Genomic DNA, 16,077 nt, shown 5'->3' on the forward strand with positions numbered 1-16,077 from the left:
GGGCAATGCCATTTTTTAATCAGAAAATTTAAGCGTCAAACGTTCGGAAAACGACAGATTCATATGGCCGTAATGTCAAGCCATCCGATGTATTGGTGTCAGCGTAGTTACCAATCACGCGATCCGTTGTCGCGTGAGAAATCGGTACATGAATGTCATGATCTGCAAACGAACAATAGATATACCACGTTTCTCCTTCAAGCGTCCGCGAATACGCGTAGACTTCCGGATGATCTTCAAGTAAGAGTTCATAGCGACCGTATACGACGAGTTCATGATCATGTCGTAGTCGAATCAATTGCTGGTAGTAATAGAAGATGGACTGTTCATCGGCAAGCGCCTGTTCCACATTGATGTCTGGATAATTCGGATTGACCTTCAACCATGGTGTTCCAGTCGAGAAACCAGCATTTTCCGATGCATCCCACTGCATCGGTGTCCGCGCATTGTCGCGTCCTTTGATATGGATGGAACGTAGTAGTTCCGCCGGTGATGCTCCTTGTGCCGTACGTTCTTTCCACATGTTCCGAATTTCGATATCTTCATAGTCCGTAATGTCTTCAAACGCGACATTCGTCATTCCGATTTCTTCGCCTTGATAGATATATGGCGTTCCTTTTAGAAGGTGTAAGAGCGTAGCGAGCATTTTAGCTGACTCGACGCGATACGTCGTATCATTACCAAATCGACTGACGACTCGAGGTTGATCGTGGTTGTTCCAATAGAGGGAGTTCCAGCCTGTTTCATGCAACGCTGTTTGCCATTTGGTGAAATTTTGCTTGAGTTTAAGCAAATCAAACGGAATGACATCCCATTTTCCGTTCGGACCTGAATCAAGATCCATATGTTCGAACGTAAAGACCATGTTGACCTCTTTACGTGCCGGATCCGTGTAAAGAATGGCATCATCTGTTGTTGCTCCCGGCATCTCACCGACTGTCAGGACATCGTACTTTCCAAACGATGCTTCGTTCATCTCATGTAGAAATTCATGGACACGCGGTCCATTGATATAGTGTTCTCCACCATCTCCATACAATGCTCCTGGATGGACCGTCGCATCGGGTAATCCAGGTGTCTTTGAAATCAAGTTGATGACATCCATCCGGAAACCATCGATTCCTCGATCCAACCAACGACGGATCATCCCATAAACCTCTTGACGCATCTGTTCATTTTCCCAATTCAAGTCAGGCTGTTTTTTCGAGAATAGATGTAAGTAATACTCATTTGTTGACTCATCATATTCCCATGCAGGACCAGAGAAAATCGAACCCCAATTGTTCGGTAATGAACCGTCTGGATTTGCTGGACGCCACATGTAATAATCCCGATACGGATTGTCCTTGCTTTGACGCGATTCCGCAAACCACCGATGTTCATCCGACGAATGATTGATGACGAGATCCATGACAATTTTGATATCTCGTGCATGCGCTTCATCTAGAAGACGATCAAAATCATCCATTGTTCCGAATTCCTTCATGATGGCTTCATAATCTCGGATATCATATCCATTGTCGTCATTCGGTGAATCATAGACTGGACTTAACCAGATGACGTCGATGCCAAGTGTCTTCAGATAATCCAATTTTTCAACGATTCCGTTTAAGTCACCGATTCCATCTCCATTCGAATCCTTGTAACTACGAGGGTAAATTTGATAAACGACACTATCATGCCACCATTTACGTTCCATCTTCTACACTCTCCTCTTTTATGTACCTGTCGTGCTACATATTGAGCAAACGATTGCATCAATTTGTAAAAGCGCTTTCAATTCTCACAACGTCATCTTAACATGTCCATAAGAGGGTGCTCAAGTGAGAACTTTTACTTATTTGATATCATGGAATATGAAATAGGGGCGTTTACCACATCTAATATAATGGGAAAGAACGGTATGAGAAAGGAGTGTGGGCGAATGTATCGTCGGTATTTGCTCTTCTTGGTCTGGGCGATTGCCATTGTCTTTATCTTGTTATTTGGAAATAATCGTGTCTTTCCGGAAGGTTTCTTAATTTCATTTTTACGTTTCGATCAAAGTCAATTTGATACTTCCGCATTAAGTTTGTTTGCTTTACTTGGCATTTATCCATTTGCTTTCTTTTTATTATTTTTAGATGAAAAACGATTCATGCGACCAGGACCGCTCATTGCAAGCATAGGGTCGTTCTTCTTAGGTGCATTCGTTTTAATGCCCTATGTCGCACTCGCTATTCCAAGGAAAACCTTTTTACCGTTTCAGCGTCGAGGTTGGATTCCAACTGTCGTCGCTTTACTGAGTGTCGTGACGACATTATTGCTTTGGCTTGCCCTCGCACGTGCCGATTGGAATATTTTCCGTATTTATTTCGAGACGAATCAATTTGTTCGAACGATGACAGTCGATTTATTACTGTTTTATATTCTTCAAGTTTATTTATTACGACGCATTCGTCTTCGAAATGAACAATCATTGCAATGGCAAGACGGCATTCCTCTTTTTGGTCTATTCCGCTATCTGTTCACAAGACATCTGCCAGCTTCCTCAAAATCGTGATGGTTTATGGTACAATGGAAATTGGATTTTTTTAAAAGGAGCTGTCATCCGATGGAACAATATCATGCACTTTGCGAACACATTTTGGAACACGGAACAAAAAAGGAAGACCGGACAGGAACGGGAACGCTGAGCGTGTTTGGTCACCAAATGCGCTTCTCCCTTCAAGATGGCTTTCCGCTTATCACGACGAAAAAGCTACATATGAAGTCGATCATCCATGAGTTGATCTGGTTTATTTCGGGTGATACGAATATTCGTTACTTGCAGGAAAACGGAGTGCGCATTTGGAACGAATGGGCAGATGAGAATGGGGATTTAGGACCTGTGTATGGGGCACAATGGCGTTCTTTTCCACGTCCTGACGGAACAACGGTCGATCAACTCGCACAAGTCATCGAACAAATCAAGACGAATCCGGATTCCCGTCGTTTGATCGTCAGCGCTTGGAATCCTGGACAAGTCGATGAGATGGCGTTACCTCCATGTCATCTCTTGTTCCAATTTTATGTCGCTGATGGAAAACTGTCCTGTCAGCTGTATCAACGTTCTGCCGACGTCTTTTTAGGAGTACCGTTCAATATTGCATCCTATGCCTTACTGACACATATGATTGCTCATGTGTGTGGACTCGAAGTCGGTGACTTCGTCCATACGCTCGGAGATGCCCACATCTATTCGAACCATGTGGAACAAGTCAATCTTCAGTTGACGCGTACCCCTAAAAAATTACCGACGCTGCGCTTCGCTCGAACAGTCGATCGTATTGAAGACTTCCGCTTCGAAGATATCATCATCGAAGGATATGATCCTGATCCGCATATTAAAGGTGTAGTGGCTGTATGATTACACACATCGTAGCGTACACGAAAAATCATGTCATCGGACGCGATAATGCCATGCCGTGGCACCTTCCATCTGATTTAGCACACTTTAAGCGTACGACGCTTGGTAAACCGATCATCATGGGGAGAAAGACGTTCGAATCAATTGGACGCCCGTTACCTGGTCGAGAGAACATCGTCATCACGCGTGATCAAAATTATGTAATAGATGGCGTGACAATTTGGCATGATTTATCTACCTTACACCCATATGTTGATTCAGAGGAAGAAGTCTTTTTGATTGGTGGAGGAGAATTATTCGCTCAAACGCTTCCTCTCGTACGGCGCATCTATGTAACAGAAATTGATGCGACGCTTGAGGGAGATGTCTATTACCCCGAGATCCCGTCTACTTTTCAAATCACGTCTGAAACGTATTATGATGCAGTAGAAGGAAATGATTACTCCTTTGTCATTCGTCAATATGATCGATCATTATAAAACCAGCCTCTTCCATCCGAATAGCGGAAGGAAAAGGCTGGTTTTTTTACGGTATTTGCATAATCCACTCTGTGATCCATTCTTCCACTTCTTGATCTACATGAGTTACCATCACATAATCGGTAGCACCTCGAGATAAGGCTTCTGCAAGACGATCATCTTCTTGTTCTGTCACGACCAAAACATCAATGATTGAATCTCGTTGTTTTCTCCATTCTTCTAGTCGCAGAAAGTTCTCGATCGCTAATTGATCAAGCGAAAGAATCGCCAGTTGTAGTTGTGTTGTCTGCTGATCGTCTAATGGAACCACTTCGAAGTGGTATTTGGGATGATCGGGTAGATCCAACTGACGGACTTGTTTAAGCAATCTTTCCTCGACACGGATAGACACAGATAATTTTTCAATCGATATTGCCGTAGAGTAGGAAAGGACTTGGTTACGTCCATTACGTTTTGCTTGATATAACGCTTCATCTGCCTCCGCCGTCGCTTGAGCAAGCGTCGTATGTATATCAAATGAAAAGGATAGACCAATCGAAACAGTAATTTTTAATCCATTCGCAAAAACATGTCGTTCGATACGTTCACGTATTTTATTCATATTAGCGATTGCTTGAGGCAATGTTTCTGCTGAAAACAGTAAAATGAATTCCTCACCACCGAAACGAATGAACTCATCGTCGAGACGAGCCGCTTGTTGAACGACGGTCGCTAGTTCGGATAGGACTAAGTCTCCTGTCGGATGTCCATGTAAGTCATTGATTCGTTTGAAGTGATCAAGATCAAAAATCGCTAATCCAAATGTTCGTTGTTCACGTTCTAAACGTGCTGTGCGACGATCAAATGCATTCTGAAGGTATTTCCGATTATAAGCCCCTGTCAATTCATCGACCAAAATTGTTGACGATACAACTCTCAGTTTTCGTAAAAGTCGCGCAAGGCGGACATGACGTTCTTCATTCCTCACAGTTTCATCCCAATAATCATCGGCCCCCATCTCATAACTACTTTGTCGGACTTCTGATTGACTCGGACCGACGATGATAATCGGAACGAATGCGGATTCCATCTGCTTCATGAGCTTTTTGAACACTTCCACTGAATCAGTGATACATGCATAATCGATGATGACGGCGTCCATCGTAATGTCGTGTGACATTGATAAGGTATCTTCTACCGAGCTAAAAAAACGTGACATATAGCGCGCTTGTTCCAGTGACTTTTTCCATTTGATATTCTCAAGAAAACGTTTTGTCACAGTGACGACTAATTCCTTTCGGACCCGGTTAGCACGTGAGCGCTCTGATAACTGATCGACGATAGGTTGCAATAATTCTTTGACGCTTGACTGATCAATGACAACGTCTACTCGTTCCCAAGTAATTTTTTCATGGCTTACTTGATCGGCGAGTCCCTTAAAGAGTTCCTCTCTGCCGAGTCCTTCCATCCAGCTCGCCAATGCAAGCAATTCTGATCGTGGTACAGCCGGCATCCGAAGTAATGTCTCTACCATGTTGATCGTTTGCTGTAATTGTTTTTCTGCCCGCTTTCGATTTTGCTCCATGCAATTCCCTCTCTTTCTATAGATCCGAATAACGTTTCTCGGATAAAGAGAAAGCGAGGGAATATCCCCCGCTTTTTCAACTCATGCTTTTAAGTTCGGACGAACCATGTCTGCTGGTACAATCCATTGATCATATTGTTCTTCTGTTAGTAATCCTGTCGCAAGTGCCGCTTCTTTTAATGTCGATCCTGACTGATGCGCCGCTTTCGCAATTTTTGCCGCATTCTCATATCCGATATGCGGATTGAGCGCTGTTACGAGCATCAGTGACCGTTCGACGTTCTCAGCGATGACGGACTGCTCAGGTTCAATGCCAATCGCACAATGGTCATTGAACGAATGCAAGGCATCTGTAAGTAAACGAACGGATTGAACAAAGTTATACATGATGACCGGCTTGAAGACGTTTAGTTCAAAGTTACCTTGACTTGCAGCAAAACCAATCGTTGCGTCATTTCCGAGGACTTGCGCAGCGACCATCGTCAATGCCTCACTTTGAGTCGGATTGACTTTTCCTGGCATGATTGAGCTCCCTGGTTCATTTTCTGGAATCGTGATTTCACCGATTCCTGCTCGTGGACCAGATGCAAGCCAGCGGACGTCATTTGCAATCTTCATCGCGTCCATCGCTAGTGCTTTGACAGCACCATGTGTGAAGACGAGTTGATCGTGGCTTGTTAAAGCGTGGAATTTGTTTTCCGCACTCGTGAATTCATAACCCGTCTCTTCACTCATCTTCTTCGCTGCCAAATCACCAAACTCAGGATGCGCATTAATCCCCGTACCAACTGCCGTACCGCCGATTGCTAGTTCCGTTAATGGATCAAGCGTCCGTTCGATCATTTGCTTCGAAAGCGCAAGCATCCGGACCCAGCCGCTGATTTCTTGACCAAGTGTGATTGGTGTAGCATCTTGCAAGTGTGTTCGTCCGATTTTAACGATATCCGCAAAAGCCTTTGCTTTTTCATCAAGGGTCGCATGCAGAGCATCGATAGCTGGGAAAAGTGATTCCAATAAGACTGTTTTTGCCGCTAAATGCATCGCTGTTGGATATGTATCATTTGAACTTTGTGATTTATTGACATCATCATTCGGATGAATCGTCGTTTCACTGCCTTGTTCCTTTAATTTGCGTGTCGCGACCCGAGCGATCACTTCATTGACGTTCATATTAGACTGAGTACCTGAACCCGTTTGCCAAACGACAAGCGGAAACTCATCATCGAATTTCCCCGCGATGATTTCGTCACATACTTCAGCAATGGCACCAGCTTTTTCTGTCTCAAGCACACCTAAGTCGCGGTTCGCAAGCGCCGCTCCTTTTTTCAGGACTGCAAAGGCACGAATGACTTCAATCGGCATTTTTTCCGTTCCGATCTTAAAGTTTTCTAGACTACGTTGTGTTTGTGCGCCCCACTCCTGCGCTTCCGGTACACGAATTTCCCCCATCGTGTCACGTTCTACACGGTATTCCATAAACAAATTCCCCCTTTTGATTACTTCTCTTCTAGTTTACCGGAAAGCTCGCAGAATGGGAATGAGGGAGACAGTTTTGGGGAATAGTTTATTATCGAAAAGGAGTGAAGATTTCATGTGGTTAATAAATTTAATAATTGTTTTATTATTGATTCTGGCGAACGGTATATTTGCGATGACCGAACTTGCTTTGCTCTCTTCCAAACGATCGAAATTAGAAAAAGCAATGGATGATGGTAAAAAATCAGCCCATGTCGCATTAGAGTTGCTGGATCGACCGACTGACCTGTTATCGACTGTTCAAGTCGGCATCACGTTAATTGGAATCGTCAATGGTGCATTCGGTGGTGCCGCGCTCTCTGGTCCTGTCATCAATTGGCTCGCTCAATTTGAATGGATCGCTCCTTATGCCAGTACAATCGGTTATATTCTTGTCGTGACAATCATCACCTATATTTCGCTCGTCATCGGTGAACTCGTTCCTAAACGTGTGGCTCTTGTCAGTCCAGAACGAGTTACGATGTGGCTCGCCCCACCGATGCGCTTCTTCTCGATCGTTCTTCGACCATTCATCTGGGTTTTGAGTAAATCGACGAGTTCCATCTTCCGCTTGATTGGCCTCGATCGATTGCAGACGAAAGACGAGACGGAAGACGAAGTCCGGCAATTACTAATTCGTGGCACGAAAGAGGGAACATTTAATCGTTCAGAAGCTGAGCAAGTTTCTCGTGTCTTTGATTTTCATGATTTATATGCATATGAACTGATGGAGCCCAGAACGGTTACGGAGTGGATTGACTTAGCTGATGAACCCGACACGATCCTACAAGAGCTCCGACAAGCGCGACACCGAAACTTACCGGTCGGTCACGGGGATTTGGATCATTTTGTCGGATTCATCGATGCAAAAGAAATACTATCAACGGAACATCCTGTCAAAGAACTTGAACGATTAATTCAATCTCCACTGATTGTTCCCCGCCAACTGAAAGCAACCGTTTTACTTGAACGGATGCGGAAGGAAACTGTATCGATTGCATTCGTTTTAGACGAGTACGGTGGTTTTCTTGGCATGATCACCTTGTTCGATATTCTCGAAGCATTCGTCGGCGAGATTTCAAGCGTCGAGGAAGAGCCGGAACTCGTCATGCGGAAAGACGGTTCGTTCCTAGCGGACGGATTATTGCACATCGATGATTTAAAACGAACGCTCGGCTATACAGATGACTTACCCGGTGAACAGTTAAACGCCTATCATACAGTTGCCGGTTTAATCCTGTATATGTTAGGTGATGTACCAACGCGTGGAAGTGCTGTCGTGATTGGATCATACCGATTTGAAGTCGTTGACTTAGACGGACGTCGCGTCGATCAAATCCTGATTGAGCGCATCGAACATGAACAAACACCCCTTCCATAAGGATAGGGGTGTTTGCCTTCAATTATGCTTCGTATAATCGTAATGCCTCGCGTGCGACGCGATCTGCTTTATTCTCAGACCGCGGAATCCACTTCACGAAGGCGAGTGGTAAGAGTTGATAGCGTTCAAAAGCAGGATCAAAGATCGTCTGCGTTCGTTTATTCTTGACGAATTCACGTTCGACCGCTAATGCAACCGCTTCTGAATCCGTCCGAAACGAAATGACGCTTTCTCCTTGAGTAATTAGTTCGTGCGCCCACTCGACGGCTTTTGCAAATGCGATGAATTCTGCCTCATGATTATTAATTGCTTGAATTTGATACATTTTTTCTGTGACTTCGCCCTCGGAGCTTTTGCTAAACAGTCCAACCGCTGCTTCGTCGTTTGAGGGACGGACCGTTCCGTCAAAATAAAGTTCAACCATGTTCAATTGCCGCCTCGATTCCTTTTCGTATCGCTTGCTCATCTAGCCCTTTTCCAATGAAGACGAGCGTCGTCTTTGGTTGTTCGCTAAATGGTTCTCGGATTGCTGTTCCGTAAATCATCCCTGTCCCTTGTAAGATTACTTTTCGTTCTGTATCTGCAAAATGGATGATCCCCTTATAACGATAGAGATCTTCCGCGTAGGCTTCTAACACCTCACGTAGGACCATACCGAATCGATTTCGATTCAATGGTCGTTCCTCAACGATCGTTAGTGCCGTAAAATCTTCGACGGATTGATGAATCTGATCTGTTTGTTGGCTGAGTCGCACTTGTTCTTCTTTTGGAAAATGGAATGTTTCAAATAGTCGATTTGATTCCAGTTGTCCCTGTTCCGTTTCAATGATGGCTGCAGATGGATTTCGTTCGCGCAGCAAAGCAATCAACGTTTCGCGTTCTGATGCTTTAATTAAATCCATCTTATTTAATACAAGTACATCAGCAAATCCGATTTGTTTCACATTTTCTTGGAACGTCAATTGTCGTTCTAAGTGATACGCATCGATGACTGTGACGACACTTGAAATCTGATAAGACTGTTCAACGGCTGGTTCAAAATAAAATGTCTGAAGAATCGGTCCTGGATCAGCGACACCAGTCGTTTCGATCAATAATCGATCGAATGATAGTTCCCCATCACGGCGACGTTTGGCAATCCGTAGCAATGCATCCCGTAAATCACCTCGAATAGAACAACAGATGCAACCATTTGTCAATTCGATCATCTCTTCATCGCTTCGCTCAATCAATGCTTCATCAATGTGAACAGAACCTACTTCATTGACAAGCAACGCAAACTTCTCTGTCGGTTGAGAAACAAGATGGTTGAGTAACGTGGTCTTACCAGCACCTAAAAAACCAGTAATGACGGTCGTACGTATTTTGTCTTGCATGATTTCACTCCTTAGCGTCCTTGTTGCTGACGCCATTTTTCTTTTCGTGCATCGAGCAGATCAATCGCATGAAGATACCAGGCATCCGCCGTTTGCGGCGTAACACTTGATCCCCACTCGCGTTTCCCATGGTGTGATAATACCATATGCATGAGACGGTGATAGACCGCTCGTGGTAACCGAATATCTTCTTCTCGAAGCGTTTGTTCGAGTACGAAGCATCCGTATGGCATATGTCCTATAAGAACACCATCTGGATCAAGCGCAATACCTGCTAGTTCTTCTTCTTCTTCGGTTACGTGTAACAATCTCGAAAAACGATTTGTCGATGCACCTGCATGTGTATATTCCCATAGTTTACCGATATCGTGCAATAAAATACCGAGCAACAATTCATTCGGATTCGGTCGTTGATCTAACAGAGCAATTCCTTTTGCTGCTTGATAAAGCGCATCAAAGCTGTCATCCCAAGAAAATTGACGCATCTCTCGTTCAGATGCTTGGAATAGTTCATTTTTGTGATCGGCCTCTGCTTCTTGGATACATTTCAGCAATGTCAAATACGGTTGTTCACTATCACAGATTCCTTGACCAATCGTCATCATACAGGCAGTATGTTTTAATAATCCACCGATATAGGCATGGTGATGAAATAAGGCAGCCGGTCGCGTTGAAAAGTCCGCCCAGTACTGTCTCAGAATCGATAGCGCGATTTCTCGGTAAGGCGTATCTAGTTGATCGATCAATCCAAGTAACTGATCACGATACGTTTCAAGCGACTCCTCTGACGGTAGCTGCGGCAAGAACTGCGTAGGTGAAGCATCATAAATCGGTGTGACGCGTTGAATCGTCAATGATTTATTACCGGATTGCGGCGGATACTCTTCTACTTTTGCTTCGACTCGAACAATTCGTGTCTCGAGATATGGACGGAGTGCTTCTTCTGCTGTTCCTTGATTGATCCATTGTTTTCCTTTACAAGATCCAGCAGGCGAGTTGAATGTAAACTGTAACCACTCTCGTCCGGTTTGACCTGTGCGAATTTCACCCGAGGCAACGAGTAGTACTTCTTCGATTCGCTCACCAGGAACAAGTGTATCTAGCGAAAGTCCAATCGGTTGATTTGATTGATTGATAGAAAAAGCGTCATTTTCATTAGAAGGCATCGTCACTTCTGGAAGCGCCTTGAATAATTGTATCACTTCATCTCACTCCTTTTTCTTCATCCATATCATAGCAGAGACGATTTCATCACGACTACTATCAAACATATATTGTAAGCGTTTTCTAAATGAATTATGATGAACGTGGAAGTCAATTTTTATGCTTAAAGGAGGAGAAACGATGATTCGACCACTTACTCATTTATACAGCGAAGCTGTCGTCACACACGATCAATTGGATCCATCCAAAATCGTGACACGCGACCAGATTCGGCAAGCTGTTCAATCGTATGATCCGTACCAATCGCATACGTCGCATGCACTGGAAGAGTTGTTGCTTCATGAGTTACGTCAGGCATGTCATTGTGTTAAAGAAGAAGGACTATCCTTGGCTGATATGCAGACGGAATTGTTGATCCTCTCTGCTTTCCAATGTGATGCAGGTTATTTAGCAGAAGAAATTCAGCATATGTCACCGACCGCTATCAAACGACATCTTTCTACACTTGATGCCGCTTTCAATCGACTATTGCATCAACTGTTTTTACATCAGTCGCAACCAGACATTCTTTGTCAACGGTTTATGACAATCCTCGCGGGTGCAGTCGCTACGAAATGTAAAATCCGTGCTAAGCGTCTCAAGGAAACCATGCTTGTTCATCCATAACAAAAAAATCCTGACTCGTATGAGTCAGGATTTTTCATTCAACGACCTGGCATTCCAGCTCCTTGATTGGTTTTGTATGAAAATGCGGCGTTCCGCTTCGTCATATTCTATTGTCATCATGCCAAACTATTCAAGTCTTGTCAATTCTTTTCTAAAAAAAGTGGACCGATTTTCGATTGAAAATCAGTCCGAATGGAAGAGTGAATAATTACCATGGCAATGCTTGATTTCATCATACAATGCCATGGAAGCGTTTACAACCCTTTTCCGTTAAATTTTTTCAAGAAAATATTCGTTTGCGAGTGGTAAGTGGATGACTTCGATTCCACTTTGTCGCATCAGGTTCAATCCGTCCCCATATTCATATCCTGTCGAATAGACGACACGATCAATTTTAGAGGCAATGAGCGCTAAACTACACGCATGACACGGACTATGTGTGACGTATGCTGTCGCATGACGCGCACTCGTCGAATCGGCAGCTAGCTTACCGAGTGCATTGATTTCAGCATGAATCTCATGCTGCTTCGACCACTCATGATGTTCCTCTTGATTTTCACAACGATAAAAGAGAATCCCGTTTCGTTCAATCGACTCTTCAGTAATCGGATGGTCGGATCTTGATGTATAGAGAATACCCTCTTGCTTTAAGTAAATTTCATTACAATTCACATGCTGACTGGGTGTTCCGTTTATCCCGATCGAAATCGGCTTTTCGTCTTTGACGATGACACAAGCAACGGATTTTGAGGCGCATTTTGAATGACGATCTGCCATCATCCGCGCAAATAATAACCATGTTGTGTCCCACTTCAATTGCTTCTCTTCTATATTCATTTAAAATCCTTCCTTTCATGAAGGAAAGGAACACGAAAATTCGTGTTCCTTAGTATGGTCGATTCGGTAATTCTCTACTTTTTGAGGCAACTTCGATGACTTTTTGTTTCAATTCGTTTTCCATTCGTTCTAATTCATGCTCAGCGTCGCGACGTTTTTGTTTTCCTTCTTGTTGAATGCGTAATGTCTCATCAAGTGTCTCAATCAAGTTTTGGTGTGCCACTTTTAATGATTCGACAGAAACAATTCCTTTTTCGTTTTCTTCCGCAATTTCAATCGACGATTCTTTCAGTAACTTCGAATTTTGCTCAAGTAGCTGATTCGTCGTGTTGGTGACATCCTTTTGCATTTCGAGCGCTGCTTTTTGACGTGATAAACTTAAGGATAAGACGACTTGGTTCTTCCAGAGCGGAATCGTATTGACGACTGCCGATTCGATTTTTTCCGCTAATATTTGGTTGTTTTGTTGAATGACGCGAATTTGCGGTGCCATTTGCAAACTGATCGTTCGTGATAATTTTAAATCATGGATTTTCTTTTCGAAACGGTCCGTCAATTGAATCAAGTCATTTAATTCCTGTAACTTCGTCTGATCCCGAGATATCTCGACTTCTGTCCGTAGCGGTTCGATTTCATGCTGACGCACATGAGCGATTTTCGTCTCGCCAGCCGCAATATAGACGTTCAATTCTTCAAAATAACGTTTATTTTTTTGATACATTTGGTCGAGTAAAGTGATGTCTTTCATCAATCCAAATTTCGATCGATCAAGATTGTGTACGACTTCTTCGAGATAAGCACTCATTTTCTCATACTGCAAGAAATACGTTTCTGCTTTTTTCTTTGCTCGCCCAATAACCGGAACGTTCGACCAGAAACTCTTTTTTTCTTGAAGTGTGTCTGGATCCATTTGACGTACACGTTGCATTAAATCACTCAGCAGTTTTCCTGCCTCCCCGCCGTCCTTCATTTTTACTTCACTTAAGACTTGATCGGAGAATTGAGAGAGTTCACGCTGGACGGGTGCTCCAAATTGCATGACGGCATCCGTCTTTTGAAGATCGATTACTTGCAGCAAACGTTCGATCTTTTGTCGTTGTTCTGCTGGAACATCCGAAGGAATCATCTCTTCGACAGGGCGTGCCGGCATTTTAGGAGGTGTCTCCGCTATATTTAGATCGACCGACGGATCGGAGATCGTTGGTTGATCTTGCTCATCAGGCCATTGTTGCCACGTTTCTTTATCAGAATGGGTCATGTCGGTAACTCTCCTCCTGTTTTTGTTGTTCGGTCTCTTGTGCTAGAACCTTTTCAATCGTCAAGAGTTCCCGTTCTAAATCAACGGTATCCCCTTCGAGCAATAAGGTTTGTTGTTGTTTTAATTTTTGACCAATCATTTTCAAATTCGAAATCAGTTGATTTTTCGTATCAACTTGAACTTGGGCACCTCGGCGTTCCAGATCGGCGTATTTTTCTGAAATCGATAATAAGGAATCTAGGTAGAATGTAAAGAAGTCTCGGACTTTTTTGACGTCTCGTGGACTTTCATATAACTCTTCGAACAATACATGGGCTTCGCGTGAAACCATTCGCATCTCACTTCTAATTTCACCATCTCGTATGGAGGGAACGATTTGATCATACGTCTGGATTTTCACAAATCCTTCCTCAATCGTCCGTTGCAAGACTTGAAGTTCTAAATCATCCGTCTCCTCAAAGCGTCGTGTCGCCCGCTCGGGTTTTAAGATGACACTGCCCACAAACTCATCTTCGTCATCGAGTAGTAGTTTCTTTTTGACATTTTTCCGCTTGATTTCGGTCGATTTTCGTTCAGTCCGATATCGTCGTCCTGGTTTAGTCCGGTAACCACTCCAAATGAACCATAACCCAAGTGCGATGAAGATTCCCGAAAAGTTGAACGTATCAGCCAATTGTAAAAATACGAACATCATACCGATGGAGCCAAATATCCACCATGAAGACTTCATATCATCCCCTCTTCCTTCTTGCTGATTCTTTTATCAGGTCTACGTGTCTTTATTTTAACATTACGTAACGTTTAACAAAAAGTTTCCCGTTTTCCCGAAATGTTACGCCTCGTATATTTATATTTCAACATACTTTTGCAGTAATGACATCAGACCGAAGAACGAACTGTTCGCCTTTTTTTATATCAACTCTTACGATAAAGAAGGTAGTCGACACACGTTGTCGACTACCTTCCGAGAGTTTTATTTATATATCATCCAAAAATTGGCCAGATGAGAATAATCAAAATCGCAATCGGACTCAAGTAGCATACGCTTACCCGCCACACAGGAACGATTTTTTTCATGAATGGACTTGTTACTAGCTCCTGCTCGATAAGAGTTCGGTCGAGTTTGTAACCGGCAAAAATTGAAATCAATAATGCACCAATCGGCATTAGAATGTTTGAGACGAGGAAATCAACACTGTCAAAGAATGTTTTCCCCATGAATTGTGCATCACCTAGAATTCCAAACGAGAGTGCAGATGGAATCCCTACGATGGCGATTGCGAGTGTCGCAAGCCAAGTCGTCCGCTTTTTATCGCGCATCGTCGCGTTTTCTTTTCGATCCGTCAAGGAAGCAACGACGACCTCAAGCATCGCAATCGATGAAGTGATCGACGCGAAAGCGAACAACAAGAAGAATAGTATCAAGAACAACGAACCAAATTGAATTTGGCTGAAGACGGTCGGCAAGACGATAAAGAGTAACGCTGGACCTTCTGCTGGGTCAAGACCTGAAGCAAAAACGGCTGGGAAAATCGCAAATCCTGCTAATAATGAGACGGCTACATTCATCGCAACAATCCATGCTGCCGAACGGTTAATTTCTCCACGTTCCTTCATATAGGATGCATACGTCAGCATCGCTGATACACCGAGCGATAAGGAAAAGAACGCTTGCCCAAGGGCACTCAGGACAGAAGTTCGGTTGAGCACCGAGAAATCAGGCTGAACGAAAAACTTGACGCCTTCCATCGCACCATCAAGCGTTAACGATCGTAAGACTAGAATGATGAAACACACGAATAATAATGGCATCATGATCTTACTCATTTTTTCAATACCAGATTGAACACCACGTAAAACGATCCAACATGTCAGAGCGAGGAAAATCAATTGCCCCGAAATGACATAAAGCGGTGAGGCTGAAATCGTTCCGAACAATTCACCGAGTGCTCCACTATCCATTGTCGTTAACCGACCTGTAAAACCAAGAATGGTATAAATTAAGACCCAGCCTCCGATGACGCTGTAGAAAGAGAGCAACAAGAAACAGGCGATGACACCCAGGACACCAATGAACGTGAACTTCTTATGACCAAGCGCCGAGAACGCTTGAAGTGCCGTTTTCCCACTCGTTCGACCGATTAAAAACTCAGCAATCAAGACAGGCAATCCAAGTAGCAAGGTAAACACGAGGAATAAAAGTAAAAAGGCGCCCCCTCCGTTTGTTCCAGTCGTATACGGAAATTTCCAAATGGCCCCCAGACCAATGGCGGATCCCGCTGCTGCTAAAATAAATCCAACTTTTGAAGCCCATGCGTTTCCTTTCATGGTGCTCCACCTCCTTTTCAAAATACTTTTTCATTGTACAGAAAGAAATCATGAAAGTCATCCTTTATCAAATATTTTCTTTAAAGCGTCAAAGCATAACCGCATATACGCATTGCATGAA

The 16,077-nt window shown here is 43.5% G+C and carries 15 protein-coding genes; 5 read left to right on the forward strand and 10 right to left on the reverse strand.

The genetic code is table 11. The annotated features are described in order from the left end of the window. Window positions 1-28: 28 nt before the first annotated feature. On the reverse strand, window positions 29-1,699 hold the full coding sequence (locus ASG02_RS06515; protein ID WP_056062112.1) for an alpha-glucosidase: 1,671 nt from the start codon (window positions 1,697-1,699) through the stop codon (window positions 29-31). A gap of 225 nt (window positions 1,700-1,924) precedes the next feature. Between ASG02_RS06515 and ASG02_RS06520 the strand changes: the two genes are divergently transcribed. From ASG02_RS06520 to ASG02_RS06530, 3 genes are read left to right on the forward strand one after another with little or no spacing between them, the layout of a single operon-like run. Continuing rightward, window positions 1,925-2,542 carry a hypothetical protein gene (locus ASG02_RS06520; RefSeq protein ID WP_056062114.1) on the forward strand — a complete coding sequence of 206 codons (618 nt, stop codon included), beginning with the start codon at window positions 1,925-1,927 and terminating at the stop codon, window positions 2,540-2,542. A 51-nt stretch (window positions 2,543-2,593) separates the two neighbouring features. Further along, window positions 2,594-3,388 carry a thymidylate synthase gene (locus tag ASG02_RS06525; RefSeq protein WP_029341960.1) on the forward strand — a complete coding sequence of 265 codons (795 nt, stop codon included), beginning with the start codon at window positions 2,594-2,596 and terminating at the stop codon, window positions 3,386-3,388. After that, window positions 3,385-3,867, forward strand: coding sequence for a dihydrofolate reductase (locus ASG02_RS06530; RefSeq protein ID WP_056062117.1), 483 nt, complete (start codon window positions 3,385-3,387; stop codon window positions 3,865-3,867). The genes ASG02_RS06525 and ASG02_RS06530 overlap by 4 nt, the downstream gene beginning before the upstream one ends. Before the next feature lie 46 nt (window positions 3,868-3,913). Here ASG02_RS06530 and ASG02_RS06535 read toward each other — a convergent pair whose 3' ends face one another. Both ASG02_RS06535 and fumC read right to left on the reverse strand, forming a co-directional pair. Next, window positions 3,914-5,431 carry a diguanylate cyclase gene (locus tag ASG02_RS06535; protein WP_035407322.1) on the reverse strand — a complete coding sequence of 506 codons (1,518 nt, stop codon included), beginning with the start codon at window positions 5,429-5,431 and terminating at the stop codon, window positions 3,914-3,916. 81 nt (window positions 5,432-5,512) lie between these two features. Next, window positions 5,513-6,907, reverse strand: a complete 1,395-nt coding sequence (gene fumC, locus ASG02_RS06540; RefSeq protein WP_056062121.1) for a class II fumarate hydratase — start codon at window positions 6,905-6,907, stop codon at window positions 5,513-5,515. A 115-nt stretch (window positions 6,908-7,022) separates the two neighbouring features. Here fumC and ASG02_RS06545 point away from each other — a divergent pair, with 115 nt between their 5' ends. Continuing rightward, window positions 7,023-8,327 (forward strand): hemolysin family protein, encoded by a 1,305-nt coding sequence (locus ASG02_RS06545; protein WP_056062124.1) that lies wholly within the window; start codon window positions 7,023-7,025, stop codon window positions 8,325-8,327. Window positions 8,328-8,349: 22 nt separating this feature from the next. Here the strand turns inward: ASG02_RS06545 and ASG02_RS06550 are convergent, their stop codons facing one another. The 3 genes from ASG02_RS06550 to ASG02_RS06560 are packed head-to-tail and all read right to left on the reverse strand — an operon-like array spanning window position 8,350 to window position 10,905. Continuing rightward, window positions 8,350-8,751, reverse strand: coding sequence for a reverse transcriptase-like protein (locus ASG02_RS06550; protein WP_035407314.1), 402 nt, complete (start codon window positions 8,749-8,751; stop codon window positions 8,350-8,352). Next, complete coding sequence (locus tag ASG02_RS06555) at window positions 8,744-9,703, reverse strand: GTP-binding protein (protein ID WP_035407311.1); 960 nt, start codon at window positions 9,701-9,703, stop codon at window positions 8,744-8,746. The genes ASG02_RS06550 and ASG02_RS06555 overlap by 8 nt, the downstream gene beginning before the upstream one ends. A gap of 11 nt (window positions 9,704-9,714) precedes the next feature. Continuing rightward, window positions 9,715-10,905 (reverse strand): HD domain-containing protein, encoded by a 1,191-nt coding sequence (locus ASG02_RS06560; protein ID WP_056062127.1) that lies wholly within the window; start codon window positions 10,903-10,905, stop codon window positions 9,715-9,717. Between the two features lie 142 nt (window positions 10,906-11,047). On the opposite strand from ASG02_RS06560, the gene ASG02_RS06565 reads away from it, so the two are divergent. After that, on the forward strand, window positions 11,048-11,533 hold the full coding sequence (locus ASG02_RS06565) for a hypothetical protein (protein WP_035407308.1): 486 nt from the start codon (window positions 11,048-11,050) through the stop codon (window positions 11,531-11,533). A gap of 270 nt (window positions 11,534-11,803) precedes the next feature. Here the strand turns inward: ASG02_RS06565 and ASG02_RS06570 are convergent, their stop codons facing one another. The 4 genes from ASG02_RS06570 to ASG02_RS06585 all read right to left on the reverse strand — a co-directional run bounded on the left by ASG02_RS06570 (window position 11,804) and on the right by ASG02_RS06585 (window position 15,956). Continuing rightward, window positions 11,804-12,370, reverse strand: a complete 567-nt coding sequence (locus ASG02_RS06570; protein ID WP_056062130.1) for a deaminase — start codon at window positions 12,368-12,370, stop codon at window positions 11,804-11,806. 49 nt (window positions 12,371-12,419) lie between these two features. Continuing rightward, on the reverse strand, window positions 12,420-13,628 hold the full coding sequence (locus tag ASG02_RS06575; protein WP_035407301.1) for a toxic anion resistance protein: 1,209 nt from the start codon (window positions 13,626-13,628) through the stop codon (window positions 12,420-12,422). Continuing rightward, on the reverse strand, window positions 13,615-14,358 hold the full coding sequence (locus ASG02_RS06580) for a 5-bromo-4-chloroindolyl phosphate hydrolysis family protein (RefSeq protein ID WP_035407298.1): 744 nt from the start codon (window positions 14,356-14,358) through the stop codon (window positions 13,615-13,617). Before ASG02_RS06580 ends, ASG02_RS06575 begins: the two co-directional genes overlap by 14 nt. A gap of 254 nt (window positions 14,359-14,612) precedes the next feature. Beyond that, complete coding sequence (locus ASG02_RS06585; RefSeq protein WP_035407296.1) at window positions 14,613-15,956, reverse strand: sodium-dependent transporter; 1,344 nt, start codon at window positions 15,954-15,956, stop codon at window positions 14,613-14,615. Window positions 15,957-16,077 lie beyond the last annotated feature (121 nt).

The sequence above is a fragment of the Exiguobacterium sp. Leaf196 genome (genome assembly GCF_001423965.1).
In the GTDB taxonomy this organism is placed as follows: Bacteria; Bacillota; Bacilli; order Exiguobacteriales; family Exiguobacteriaceae; genus Exiguobacterium_A.